Origin of the sequence: Vibrio minamisatsumaniensis (assembly GCF_050337445.1) — a bacterium.
Taxonomy (GTDB): Bacteria; Pseudomonadota; Gammaproteobacteria; order Enterobacterales; family Vibrionaceae; genus Vibrio; species Vibrio artabrorum.
Genome location: NZ_JAKJSY010000009.1, coordinates 103,423 through 117,105, shown reverse-complemented (window position 1 = coordinate 117,105; position 13,683 = coordinate 103,423). Strand labels below are relative to the sequence as shown.

The 13,683-nt window shown below is 45.8% G+C and carries 11 protein-coding genes; all 11 read right to left on the bottom strand.

Annotation, left to right across the window (positions count from 1 at the left end; translation table 11 throughout):
* Window positions 1–66 precede the first annotated feature (66 nt).
* On the bottom strand, window positions 67–984 hold the full coding sequence (gene lpxC / locus L4B77_RS01475; protein ID WP_261838859.1) for a UDP-3-O-acyl-N-acetylglucosamine deacetylase: 918 nt from the start codon (window positions 982–984) through the stop codon (window positions 67–69).
* A gap of 95 nt (window positions 985–1,079) precedes the next feature.
* Window positions 1,080–2,309: a cell division protein FtsZ gene (ftsZ, locus tag L4B77_RS01470; RefSeq protein WP_429748197.1), complete on the bottom strand. Its 1,230-nt coding sequence runs from the start codon at window positions 2,307–2,309 to the stop codon at window positions 1,080–1,082.
* Window positions 2,310–2,340: 31 nt separating this feature from the next.
* Entirely contained in the window at window positions 2,341–3,618 is a 1,278-nt protein-coding gene (ftsA, locus tag L4B77_RS01465; protein WP_261838857.1) for a cell division protein FtsA, read from the bottom strand.
* A gap of 16 nt (window positions 3,619–3,634) precedes the next feature.
* Window positions 3,635–4,390 carry a cell division protein FtsQ/DivIB gene (locus tag L4B77_RS01460; protein WP_261838856.1) on the bottom strand — a complete coding sequence of 252 codons (756 nt, stop codon included), beginning with the start codon at window positions 4,388–4,390 and terminating at the stop codon, window positions 3,635–3,637.
* A 190-nt stretch (window positions 4,391–4,580) separates the two neighbouring features.
* The gene (gene murC, locus L4B77_RS01455; RefSeq protein ID WP_261838855.1) at window positions 4,581–6,041 is read right to left on the bottom strand and encodes a UDP-N-acetylmuramate--L-alanine ligase; all 1,461 of its coding nucleotides are present in this window, start codon (window positions 6,039–6,041) and stop codon (window positions 4,581–4,583) included.
* Between the two features lie 13 nt (window positions 6,042–6,054).
* Window positions 6,055–7,116, bottom strand: coding sequence for an undecaprenyldiphospho-muramoylpentapeptide beta-N-acetylglucosaminyltransferase (gene murG / locus L4B77_RS01450; RefSeq protein ID WP_261839672.1), 1,062 nt, complete (start codon window positions 7,114–7,116; stop codon window positions 6,055–6,057).
* Window positions 7,117–7,128: 12 nt separating this feature from the next.
* On the bottom strand, window positions 7,129–8,325 hold the full coding sequence (ftsW, locus tag L4B77_RS01445) for a cell division protein FtsW (protein ID WP_372041158.1): 1,197 nt from the start codon (window positions 8,323–8,325) through the stop codon (window positions 7,129–7,131).
* Between the two features lie 22 nt (window positions 8,326–8,347).
* On the bottom strand, window positions 8,348–9,664 hold the full coding sequence (gene murD, locus L4B77_RS01440) for a UDP-N-acetylmuramoyl-L-alanine--D-glutamate ligase (RefSeq protein ID WP_429748196.1): 1,317 nt from the start codon (window positions 9,662–9,664) through the stop codon (window positions 8,348–8,350).
* Window positions 9,665–9,723: 59 nt separating this feature from the next.
* Window positions 9,724–10,806, bottom strand: coding sequence for a phospho-N-acetylmuramoyl-pentapeptide-transferase (gene mraY, locus L4B77_RS01435; RefSeq protein ID WP_261838852.1), 1,083 nt, complete (start codon window positions 10,804–10,806; stop codon window positions 9,724–9,726).
* The gene (locus L4B77_RS01430; protein ID WP_372091802.1) at window positions 10,803–12,176 is read right to left on the bottom strand and encodes a UDP-N-acetylmuramoyl-tripeptide--D-alanyl-D-alanine ligase; all 1,374 of its coding nucleotides are present in this window, start codon (window positions 12,174–12,176) and stop codon (window positions 10,803–10,805) included. The genes mraY and L4B77_RS01430 overlap by 4 nt, the downstream gene beginning before the upstream one ends.
* Window positions 12,173–13,660: a UDP-N-acetylmuramoyl-L-alanyl-D-glutamate--2,6-diaminopimelate ligase gene (gene murE, locus L4B77_RS01425; RefSeq protein WP_429748195.1), complete on the bottom strand. Its 1,488-nt coding sequence runs from the start codon at window positions 13,658–13,660 to the stop codon at window positions 12,173–12,175. The genes L4B77_RS01430 and murE overlap by 4 nt, the downstream gene beginning before the upstream one ends.
* Between the last annotated feature and the right edge of the window lie 23 nt (window positions 13,661–13,683).

Genomic DNA, 13,683 nt, shown 5'->3' with positions numbered 1-13,683 from the left:
AATAGACACAAAAAAACCAGGCCGATGACCTGGTTTTTGAAATCTTATATTGTTATAAGCCACTTATTACGCTAGAACCATACCCGGCTCTGCGAAAGCCACTGGAGAACCGACTTCTTCTTCAAATGTAGCCCATTCCCAAGCTTCTGCGTCAGCAAGCACTGCACGTAAAAGTTGATTATTTAGACCGTGACCTGATTTGTATGCGCGGAACTCACCAATAATAGCGTGTCCACACATATAAAGGTCGCCAATCGCGTCGAGTACTTTATGAGTGACAAACTCATTCTCGAAACGAAGACCTTCTTCATTAAGAATGCGGTATTCATCCAGTACGATGGCACAATCAAAGCTACCACCCAAACACAAATTTTGTGATTGCAGGTACTCAATATCACGCATGAAGCCGAAAGTACGAGCGCGAGAAATCTGTTTTACAAAACCTTGTGATGAGAAATCAAATAACAAACGTTGCTCATCGGATTCAATCGCAGGGTGATTGAATTCGATTTCAAAATCCATTCGGAAGCCGTCAAATGGTACAAATTCTGCCCATTTATCGCCATCCTCAAAACGAACGGGTTTCTTGATTCGAATAAAACGCTTCGCTGCATTCAGTGTTTCGACACCCGCTTGCTGTAGCAAGTATACAAATGGGCTTGCGCTACCATCCATAATTGGGATCTCAGGTGCATCGACTTCAATAATGATGTTGTCGATGCCCATACCCGCTAAAGCTGCGTTAAGGTGTTCCACTGTCGAAATACGCACACCTTCGTCGTTAACAAGAGCAGTACATAGCATCGTGTCACGAACTGACGCAGGGTCAGCTGGAAAATCGACAGGCGGATTGACATCAGTACGACGATAAACAATACCTGTATTTGCAGCTGCCGGACGAAGAGTAAGTGTGACTTTACGACCAGAGTGGAGACCCACACCAGTTGTTTTCACGATCTCTTTGAGAGTACGTTGTCTAATCATCTACTTACCTCTTATCAGTGCTACAAATCACGGCCAGCATCTACCGACCGTGAATTTTATCATTAATTCGACGATAGTCAAATTTTGAGTATTGACTAGTCAGCCTGACGTCGCAAGAACGCTGGAATATCTAAGTATCCACTCTCTTTTTCAGCTTTAGGTGCCGCACTCTGGCTAGCGCCTGTTCCTGAAGAAACTGTTGACGTCTTTGATTGCGGCTTAACTTGAGGTTTCACTTCAGTTTTTTCCTGCAATGGCTGTGCCACTTTATCTTCCACTTTTGCTGCAGTTTGAGCTGCGACCTGCGGTTGAGGCGTTGGTGAAACCTTAGCTTTGCCACCAGCAACTAATGTAATGTCTGGTTTTTTCTCAGTACCGATGCCTGTTGCTACAACAGTCACACGAATTTCATCCGTCATATCAGGGTCTAGAGAAGTACCAATCACCACGGTTGCGTTATCAGATGCGAATGCCTTAACTGTATTACCGACTGTTTCAAATTCATCTAGACGCATATCTAAGCCAGCTGTGATGTTCACAAGAACACCACGCGCACCCGCGAGGTCGATGTCTTCGAGTAGTGGGCTAGAAATTGCCGTTTCAGCCGCTTCTTCAGCACGGTCTTCACCTTTTGCGATACCGCTACCCATCATTGCATGACCCATTTCCGACATTACGGTGCGAACATCCGCGAAATCGACGTTAATCATACCAGGGCGAGTAATGAGCTCAGCAATACCTTGTACCGCATTTTTAAGTACATCGTTTGCACTTGCGAAAGCTTCGAGTAGCGTTACGCCGCGGCCAAGCACTTTGAGTAGCTTCTCATTTGGAATCGTAATTAAAGAATCCACATGTTTAGAAAGCTCTTCAATGCCTTGCTCAGCAAACGCTAAACGCTTTTTGCCTTCAAAGCTAAAGGGCTTTGTGACAACAGCAACCGTTAACACGCCCAGCTCTTTCGCCACTTCAGCAATAACGGGAGCAGCACCTGTACCGGTACCACCGCCCATACCGGCTGCGATAAAGACCATATCGGCACCCGTTAGAACTTCTTTAATTCTGTCTCGATCTTCGAGAGCTGCATCACGGCCTACTTGTGGGTTTGCACCAGCGCCCAAACCTTTAGTGATATCACCACCAATTTGGATCACGCTGCTCACGCTCGTTTTACGAAGTGCTTGTGCATCAGTGTTAACACTGATGAATTCTACACCTTCGATTGATTCACGTACCATGTGCTCAACAGCGTTGCCGCCACCGCCACCAACTCCAACGACTTTGATTACAGCATCGTCAGACATTTCCATCATCGGTTCAAACATGTGTTATCTCCGTTTTTTCCTGCAACTCAGGTTAAAACTCTTTTTGTATCCAATTACGCAATTTACCAAATAAGCCTGACATAGAAGACATAGAAGGTGCTGAACGCTTAGGTTCACTGTAATCACCTTCATCACTTATCTGGCAATCTCTTGCGTAATGAAGTAAACCAACCGCCGTAGAATGATACGGCTCTTTAACATAGTCAGTTAAGCCACTAACTTCTAATGGCTTACCAACTCGAACTTGATTGCGGAATACGCGTTCCGCACACTCTACCAACCCGTCAATTTGTGCCGCTCCACCAGTCAGAACCACACCAGCTGCAAGGTGGTGTTTAATACCTTCATCGCGTAGCTGTAATTGAACCGTATCAATAGTTTGGTTAACAAGCCCCATAAGTTCAGTGTAACGTGGTTCAATCACTTCCGATAACGTTTGTCGTTGCAAACTTCTCGATGGGCGACCACCAACACTTGGGACATTCACTGAATCGTCCTTACTTACGAGTTCACTCAAAGCGCAACCATGGCTTACTTTTATCTCTTCAGCATCACTCACAGGTGTACCGAAAGCGAAGGCAATATCACTGGTTACCGCATTTCCTGCGTAGGAAAAGACTTCTGTGTGTCGAAGAGCGCCGCCAGTCCAAATGGAAATATCCATGGTACCGGCACCAATATCGACCACACACACTCCAAGCTCCCGCTCGTCTTCAGTAATTACCGCATTACTTGAGGCAAGTCCTGAGAATACGATTTGTTCGACTGTGAGACCACATCGCTCGACAGCTTTAATAATATTTCTCGCCATATCGCTATGACAAGAAATCAGATGAACGCTCACTTCCATTCGAACACCCGATAAACCAAGCGGATTCTTAATTCCCTCTTGGTAATCAATGGTAAATTCTTGCGGAATCACGTGCAGAATTCTCTGCTCATCACCTATTTTAATTGATTTCGCGGTATGAATCGCTCGATCCATGTCGTCTTGGGACACTTCTTCATCTGAAATAGTGCCCATGCCTTTTTCAATTCGGCTTGCGATATGTTTGCCCGATAGCGAGATAAAAACATTGCTGATCCGGCATTCCGCCATCAACTCAGCTTGATCAATCGCTCTCTGAACCGACTTAACTACCGACTCTAGGTCGTTTACACCACCTTTATCCATACCTCTGGATGGGCTTTGCCCTGAACCAATGATATTGATTTGACCATCAGGCAATATTTCACCAACCAGAGCGGATATGGTCGCAGTGCCTATATCAAGACCAACGATTATGTTGTCATCTGCGGTCTTAGTCATCTGTGCTCTCTTCTAACTATTGCTCTGGAAACCAGCCTACAGCGGCTCCCGTATCATACCTGAGGTCGATGTAGCTCACTTGATTCGCTTTACTACCTAATTCGTTGTAAAGCAAAATAAAGCGATCAACACGCTCACCTAAAGAATCTTTACCTAGTTCTAAACGGATACCGTTATCTAGGATTATTTGCCAAGCGCGACGCTCGTTGAGAACGAGTGAGGTGACGGATAAACCTAGACGGTTAATCGAAGGGGTTATCTGTCGCCATTTTTCTATCACTTCTTGGCTGGTGCCTTCTGGGCCGTAAAGCTTGACTCTATCACCCTTCAACAGGCCGATATCACCATTGAACACCTGACCATTTTCATTCAACAGCATATTACCATTCCAGATTGCTGCCGCATGGTACTCAGTCAAAAAAACTTTTATTGTGTCTGGCCACTGCTTACGAATAGAGACAGCAGACACCCAAGGTAATGCTTCTAAACTGTCTTGCAACACACCAATGTCTTGCGACATGAAGGTCCCGATATGCTCTAACTGACCAAAAGCATGCTGAACATCACCCGCCGTTACATAAGTTAAATCACCTTGAAGCACTATTTTAGAAAGAGGCAATCGCTGATCGTCCCACATCCAAGTCAGCGTGGTATAGAAAAGAAACCCAATGAATAGCAATACCAAAACTAAAAAAGAACCACCAAGCGCATGTTTCTTCAACAATGGTATACTGAATAGGTGGCGGTTTTCGCTAAAAGTACTTTCTACCAAAGCCCGCATTCCCTGTCGTTGGTTCGCAATTCTATTCCCTATCATCGTAATAGATTTAAAGCACTTACTTTAACCTATGAATTATACTGAGCAAAATTAAAGTATCAAACGTTGATAATAACATTTTTGGTCAATTTCAGGTCAATCGCAAGAAGTGAGCGATCAACCACAGTCTTTAAACCGTATTCTGTTAAGGATTCTGCATTTTATTAATATCGAGTTGTAACGACTCAAGTTGTTTCGCTACGCGACCTACATCACCGGCCCCTTGAGTTAAAACAAGGTCACCGCCTTGAATTACGTTAGCAAGAACAGATGGCAGTGTGTCGATATCAGCAACGAAAATCGGATCAATCTTACCACGTCCACGAATAGTTCGGCTTAACGAGCGTCCGTCAGCACCGGCAATCGGTTTCTCACCGGCCGAGTAAACATCCAATAAGATTAAAACATCAACTTGTTCAAGAACGTTAGCAAAATCATCATACAGATCGCGGGTGCGGCTGTAGCGATGTGGTTGGAAGATCATGACAAGGCGTTTATCTGTCCAGCCACTCCGAGCCGCTTGAATCGTCACATCGACTTCAGTTGGATGATGACCATAATCATCAACCAACATTGCAATCCCCTTGCCCGTTTCGTATTCACCAAGATGATCAAAACGACGACCTGTCCCTTCCGTCCCCGCCATCGCTTTTAGAATCGCTTCGTCGCTAATGTCATCTTCCGTTGCAACTGCAATCGCAGCCGAGGCATTCAGAGCATTATGGCGACCCGGAATGTTTAACGTAATATCAAGATTAGCTTTACCTTCACGTACCACCGTGAATTTGCCTTGTTGGCCTTCTTGTACGTAGTTCTCAATACGAATATCCGCATCTTCTGAGAAGCCGTAGGTAATCACTTGACGACTCACCAAAGGAATAAGCTCACGCACGACTGGATCATCAATACACATCACAGCCTGGCCGTAGAATGGCAGGTTGTGTAAGAAATCAATAAACGTCTGCTTTAGCGTTTCAAAATCGCCGCCATAAGTATCCATATGATCCGCTTCAATATTAGTAACAATACTAACCATTGGTTGCAGATGTAGGAATGATGCGTCACTTTCATCAGCTTCTGCGATAAGGATACGACTAGAGCCTAAGCGGGCATTAGTCCCAGCACTCTTAACCAAACCACCATTAACAAAGGTTGGATCCAAGCCTGCTTCCGAGTAAATCTGCGTAACTAACGCGGTTGTCGTTGTTTTACCATGCGTCCCAGCCACAGCGATACCATGACGAAAACGCATCAGCTCAGCCAGCATTTCAGCACGGCGAACGATAGGGGTTCGCGCGTCGCGAGCGGCAATGATCTCAGGGTTCTCTTCGTTGATGGCGGTTGAAACTACCACAACACTGGCATCAACAACGTTGCTTGCTTGGTGACCGATGTAAACGGTAGCACCTTTGCTAACTAAACGATCGGTCACTGGGTTTTGAGCAATATCAGACCCCGTGATCTGGTAACCTTCATTAAGCAAGACTTCAGCAATCCCGCTCATTCCCGCGCCACCAATACCAATGAAGTGGATGGATTTAACACGGCGCATCTCTGGCACCATTGCACGGATTTGCGCTAAGTCTTGGGTATGTTCAATCGTCATCAATTCAATCTCATTATTTTGCTAAAGCTTTAATCGCTTCAGCGACGGTCACATCAGCATCAAGCTTGGCGGCTTGACGAGCTTTTGTTGCCATCATTTTTAATTCATTTCTATCAAGCTGAGCGATGGTGTTCGCAAGCTTATCGGCCGTCAGTTGAGGCTGTTCGATCATTAACGCCGCCCCACATTCAACTAGGTGATCGGCATTCAACGCTTGTTGTCTATCTTTATGCATAAATGGAACGAAGATAGAACCCACACCGGCGGCAGACACTTCTGATACAGTTAATGCTCCTGAGCGACACACTAATAGATCAGCCCACTCATAAGCTTGCGCCACATCATCAATAAATTCAGTTACTTGAACATTATCTACAGAATGTGATTTGTATTGTTCAATCACTTGCTGTTGGTTGTTTTTACCCGCTTGGTGCATCACGGTAAAACCAGAGCCTAACTGAGCTAATGTCACAGGCAGAGTATCGTTAAGAATTTTCGCGCCTTGGCTACCACCCATGACTAGGATACGAACATCACCGTCACGTTCAGCCATGCGTTGCTCGGGTTCAGTTAAGGCAACAACATCTTCCCGCACTGGATTCCCCACAACTTCTGCGGCAGGGAAAGCCCCAGGGAACGCTTGGAATACCTTTTTTGCTATTTTAGAGAGCCATTGATTGGTTAAACCCGCCACGGCGTTTTGTTCATGAAGAACCACGGGAATACCGGATAACCATGCCGCGATACCACCGGGACCACTCACATATCCCCCCATGCCAAGCACCACATCAGGCTGCCATGCTTTGATGTATTGCTTTGCTTGAAGTATGGCATTAATGATCTGAAATGGTGCCTTGATTAACTTGGTAATGCCTTGACCACGCAAACCTTTCACTTTAATAAAGTCAATTTCAATACCGTGCTTAGGTACTAAATCCGCTTCCATTCTATCCGCGGTACCTAACCAACGAATTTCCCAACCTTGCTGCTGAAGTTTTTTAGCCACCGCTAACCCTGGGAAAACATGACCGCCAGTTCCACCAGCCATCACTAACAATTTTTTGTTTTTTTTCATCATGGTAGATTCTTATTCAACTAATTCGTTTTGATTGTCTGCTTGTTCTTTTTGTTGTACTCGACATTCATGATCAATACGCAATAGCATCGAAACAGCCACTGACATGATAATGAGACTGGAACCACCGTAACTGATCAACGGCAATGTGAGACCTTTAGTCGGAACAATACCGGAAGCCGCACCGACGTTAACAAGTGTTTGAAAAGCGAACCAAATACCAATGCCAAATGCCAAATAGCCACTGAAGGCTTGGTCATTTTCGAAGGCTTTTTTGCCAATGAGAATCGCTTTAAAAACTAAGCTAAAAATTAGGATTAGCACTAAAGTGACACCAATAAAGCCCAACTCCTCAGCCAAAACCGCAAAAACAAAGTCGGTATGCGCCTCGGGAAGATATTCGAGCTTTTGAATCGAGTTACCAAGCCCTTGCCCCATCCAGTCACCACGACCAAACGCGATTAACGATTGAGTTAACTGATAACCACTGCCAAATGGGTCACTCCACGGCTCCCAAAATGAGGTCACACGTCGAATACGATAAGGCTCTACAAGAATCAAACCAACGACCGCAGCAATCCCCGCGACCATCAAGGCGATAAACTGGGACAGCTTGGCGCCGGCGATAAATAGCATACCGAACAGAGTTACCAACATTACGACTACGGTACCCAAATCGGGCTGGCCCAGTAGCAACACAGCAAAAGCACCAAACACCATGATAGGCTTGGCAAAACCACCAAAGAAAGTTTTCCTTACTTCGTCTTGCTTACGAACCAGGTAGCCCGCCATAAAGATAAACAACGATAACTTAGCGACTTCTGCCGGTTGTAAGTTAAACAACCCAAGTGGAATCCAACGCGATGCACCATTAACCGACTTACCAATGGCCAACACTACGATCAGTAAAAAGAAGGATAAAGCCAATAAGTACATACTATATTGGAACCAACGCTTCATGGGGATTTGTAAAATCACACTCGATACGCCCAAAGCCAACACAAGGAAAATGGCATGGCGAAACATAAAGTGAAATGGTTGATTGGTTAAACGAGCACTAATAGGAAACGAAGCAGACGTTACCATCACTAAGCCCGTCAGCATCAGCCCAAGAGCGATCCATACCAATTGACGATCGTAAAGCGCTTCTGGAGTGGCTCGGTTAAGCCACTGCCAAATAGATAGGCGAATCTCTTTGACTCTTTGCACTGAATGTTAGTCCTTCAACACGTTAAGCATACTCATGGGCAAGTGCCGTGAACGCATCACCTCTCGCCATGAAGTTATTAAATTGATCGAAGCTTGCACACGCTGGAGATAACATCACCATATCTCCAGAGGCTAGCTGTTTCGAGATACTCTCGATGATGTCATCCATAGTTTCAAACGTCTTAGCTGATGGGTGCAACGGCATAAATTGCGCTGCATCTTCACCGAAACAACACAGTTGAACACGCTCTAGCCGTGACAACACAGGCTCAAGCTCACTAAAATCAGCCCCCTTACCGACACCACCGACTAAGAGATATAAAGTACCTTCATATTCTAGCCCTGATAGAGCGGCTAATGTGCTGGCTACGTTCGTCGCTTTTGAGTCGTTAACCCATTTGATTTCGCGTTTGTCAGCCACCACTTGGCAACGATGTGTCAAACCATTGTAGGCCTTCAAGGCTTCAAGGCTTTTGCTGTAATCAATACCGACTTGTTTAAGCAGTGCTAGCGAGACTAACGCATTTGCCACATTGTGACGTCCAACCAATGTTAAATCTTGGGTAGCAAGTACAGGCTTACCGTTATCGATCAGCCATTCGATGCCATCAACTGTCGCGACACCAAACTCTTGGTCATCGAGTCCAAATGTTACTAATGACATGTTGTGGTCTGGATACGTCTCTTTGTCGTCGCGGTTAACAATCGCATATTGAGCATTGTTAAAGATTCTTAACTTGGCATCGCGGTAATCAGCCATGCCTTGGTAGCGATCCATATGGTCTTCTGACAGATTCAGAAATGCTGCTGCTGCTAAGTTTAGGCTTGATGTTGTTTCTAACTGAAAACTTGAAAGCTCAAGAACATATAAATCAGCATCCAGCTCGAGAAGATCCAAAGCAGGAATACCAATGTTGCCACCCACACCGACATTTAAACCCGCAGCCTTTGCCAGTGCACCGGTCAGATCGGTCACCGTACTCTTGCCATTAGAACCGGTTATAGCGACAACGGGCTTATCTACCGCCCAACCAAACAGTTCAATATCACCAACAACAGGAGTACCCGCTTGAATCACATCTTGTATTTCAGGTGTTGCTAAAGCGATACCCGGATTAGCAACCACTAAATCAGCATCGGCTAACCATTGGCGGTTCCAACTTCCAGAATGCAGTGCTACCGATTGAGGCAAAGACTCTCGTCCAGGTGGTCGTTCCCGCGTATCAATCACCTTCACCTGAGTGTGAGGTTGAAATTTGGCGAGATATTTCACGACAGAGAGCCCGGTAATACCGAGCCCCACCACGACTACATTTTGAATATTTTGCCACTGTTCCATTTAAACAAGATGCTCTTTATTGTTTTCAAGCCCCCAACGAAAGAGGCTTACACAGAAAATTAACGAACTTTCAATGTTGCCAGGCCAATCAGCACTAATACCATTGAGATAATCCAAAAACGCACGATGACGCGCGGCTCAGGCCAACCTTTCAATTCATAGTGATGATGAATGGGTGCCATACGAAAAATACGCTGGCCCCGCAACTTATAAGAGCCGACCTGAAGAATAACGGATAAGGTTTCCATAACAAACACCCCCCCCATAATCACCAGTACAAACTCTTGACGGACTAACACCGCAATCACACCCAATGCACCGCCAAGCGCTAGCGAGCCAACATCGCCCATGAACACTTGTGCTGGGTAGGTGTTGAACCATAAAAAACCAAGCCCTGCCCCCACAATAGCGGTACAAACAACCACTAATTCAGAGGTGTACGGTATATATGGAATATGTAGGTATTCTGAAAAATTAACATTACCGGTAGCCCAAGCAATCACCGCAAAACCAGCCGCAACCATAACCGTTGGCATAATCGCCAAGCCATCGAGACCATCGGTTAGGTTCACCGCATTACTGGTCCCCACGATAACAAAGTACGTCAGTACGATGTATAACAAACCCAACTGTGGCATTACATCTTTAAAGAAAGGAACCACCAGTTGCGTTGCTGCGGTATCTTGACCATGCGCATACAGAGCAAATGCGACCACTAATGCAATGGCCGATTGCCAAAAGTATTTCCAACGTGCAATCAAACCATCGGTATTCTTGCGAACCACTTTACGGTAGTCATCAACAAAACCAACAGTGCCATAACCACCAAGTACAGCCAGAACAGCCCAAACATATGGGTTAGAAAGATCGGCCCACATCAACACAGTAATGATGATCGCAGCCAAGATCATGACACCCCCCATGGTTGGCGTACCACGTTTACTGAAATGAGACTCAGGGCCGTCATTACGAACCACTTGGCCAATTTGCAGCATTTGCAGACGCTCAATTAAGCGAGGTCCCATCCACAGCGACAGGCATAGCGCCGTCAAGATACTCGCGATTGCACGAAAAGATAAATATTCGAACAAACGGAAAAAAGAAAAGTGTGGCTGTAGTAAATCTGCGAGCCAAATGATCATGAAAAGTTCTCCTTTAAAGCAGCGGCTATTTTACTCATTCCTGCACTATTTGCGCCTTTTACCAACAAGGTATGCGAGGCGTTTTCTGGCAAGCATAAGTGCTGCTCTATGTGCGTGATCATCGCTTGATGCGTTGCAAAGTGAGTACCATGACAGACTTCACTAATCACCTTGGTATCATTACCGTAAGTGAGTACATGTTCAAAAGCGAATGGGGCAGCATATTCACCGACTTGACGGTGAAGTGCAAGACTTTCGTCGCCTAATTCAGCCATATTGCCTAAAATCAACCAACGTTGACCTTTAAAGCTCGAAAGCAGTTTAACTGCCGCCTTCATCGCAGGCACGCTGGCGTTATAACTGTCATCGATTAGCTTGATATTCTCACTTAATCGCTGAACCTCAACTCGCCCTTTGACTGAGATAAGATTCGCTAAACCGGTTTTTATCTCGTCAAGCGTAGCACCAAATTGAACGCTCAACGCTGCCGCCGCTAACGCATTCGCGACGTTGTGCTGGCCAATGATACCAAGTTCAACGGGGATAGCGCCTTGTGGCGTCTGCATATCAAAGCAAGCTTCACCTTGTTCATTGACGCAAATATTCTTAGCAAAGTAATCCGCGGTATTGTCACTTTCTGAAAATGTCAGCACCGTTTTATCCGCGAGTACATCATGCCAAAAATCACCACCGTTGCTCTCCAGGTTCACAATCGCAACATCACCGGCAGCCAGCCCCTGGAAGATTTCACCTTTTGCTTGCCTAACACCATCGATCGAACCAAATCCTTCTAGGTGCGCAGCTGCCACATTGTTGACTAAGGCAACCTGTGGTTTCACGAGCTGTGTCGTGTAGGCGATCTCACCAATATGATTGGCCCCCAATTCGATCACGGCGTAGTCATCATTAAGTTCACTGCGTAACAGGGTTAATGGCACACCAATATCATTATTAAAGTTACCCGCCGTAAATAGCACCGTGCCACGTTGTTGTAGAATGCTCGCCACCATCTCTTTGACGGTCGTTTTACCACAGCTTCCTGTTATCGCCATGGTTGGCACATCACATTGTTTGTGGATCCAAGCACTTAGCTGACCTAAAGCTAGTTTAGTGTCTTCAACAACAACTTGAGTAATATTTAGGTCAAGTTTTCGTTCGACTAACAAGGCGCTCGCCTTTGCCTCAACCGCTTGATGACAAAAGTCATGTGCATCAAAACGTTCACCAACGAGAGCAACAAACAATGCGCCCTCCTCAACGGTACGCGTGTCAGTAGAAACGGCATTTATGATGCTGCGGCTCGACGCACCCGCCTCAATCAACGTCCCGTTAACTACAGAGCAAACCTGCTCGAGTGATACATCAATCATTGTGAAATACCTAAAAGTTGTAGCGCAGACTCTCGATCGGAGTAATGGATCGTCGTGTCTTTCAATACTTGGTAATCCTCATGGCCTTTACCCGCCAAAAGAATAATGTCCTTACTGCTGGCTTGCTCTAAAGCAAACTTAACCGCTTGATAGCGATCGTGTTCGATGAACGCCGATTCTGGTTCCTTTAAACCAACGAGCATGTCTTTGACAATCAAGGCAGGATCTTCGCTACGAGGATTGTCATCGGAAATGATAATTTTATCGGCGAACTGTTCTGCAGTTGCTGCCATCATAGGGCGCTTGCCAGTGTCACGATCGCCACCACAACCAAAGATTGCCCACAATTTTCCTGAACAATGCACACGTAGTGCGGTCAACGCTTTCTCTAGCGCATCGGGCGTATGCGCATAATCGACAACCACTTTTGCTTTGCTCGGCACTTGGAATAATTCCATGCGGCCAATAACCGGTTGCAACTGAGGCGCAGTATCGACCAAGGTTTGCTTATCGATACCTAATGAAAGCAAGGTCGTAAAGGCAACCAAGACGTTTGATGCGTTGAACTGACCAATCAATGGAACCGAAAGATCGCCTTGTCCCCAACACCCATCGAAAGAGAGTTGGATGCCGGTCTCCGCATAAGCCACATCAGAAGCCCATACTGATTGCTGGTAATCGGTTAGAGGAAGCAATGAAACTGCAATCGCGTCTGGTAAATCAGCCATCCAAGCTTTGCCCACTTCGTCATCAACATTGATAACGGCATGCTTGCATTTATGTTCAGTGAACAGGCTCTTCTTCGCTAGCGCGTACTCTTGCATGGTCCCATGATAATCAAGGTGATCACGACTCAAATTAGTAAACACACCAACATCAAAATCTAAGGCTTTAACACGACCCTGCACCAAGCCATGAGAAGATATCTCCATCGCTGTATAAACCGCGTTGTTTGCCGCTAACTCGCTGAGTGTACGCTGTATTTCAATGGCGCTGCCGGTGGTGTTAGCGGCCGTTTTCAGCTCATCTAAGAAACCATTACCCGTAGTGCCCATTACCGCAGAACGCAGACCAACGAGATCAAGCCATTGCGCTATCAATTGCGTGATGGTGGTTTTACCATTAGTACCCGTTACGCCAATCAACTTTGTGCCTTGAGAAGAGTAAACACGCCCAGCGAGTTCAGATAACATTGAGTTAAGTTCTGAAACGTAAACAACTGGAACCGCGTTTAACCACTCAACTAGGCCATGAGCTTTATCATCGTCAGCTTGTGCAATCACGGCTTTCGCACCTTGAGCGATGGCTTTATTGATAAAACGACGACCATCGACCGCATGCCCAACTATCGCAACAAAAATATCGCCGTCCTGGATAGTACGGCTATCCAACTCCAATTGCTCAACAACAATCGCATCCAACTCAGGGGAGCAAAAATCTCCCCAAGGAGAAAGTAAAGATGACAGCGTGAAGCTACTACTCATATTGAATCCTAATTGGCTCTATT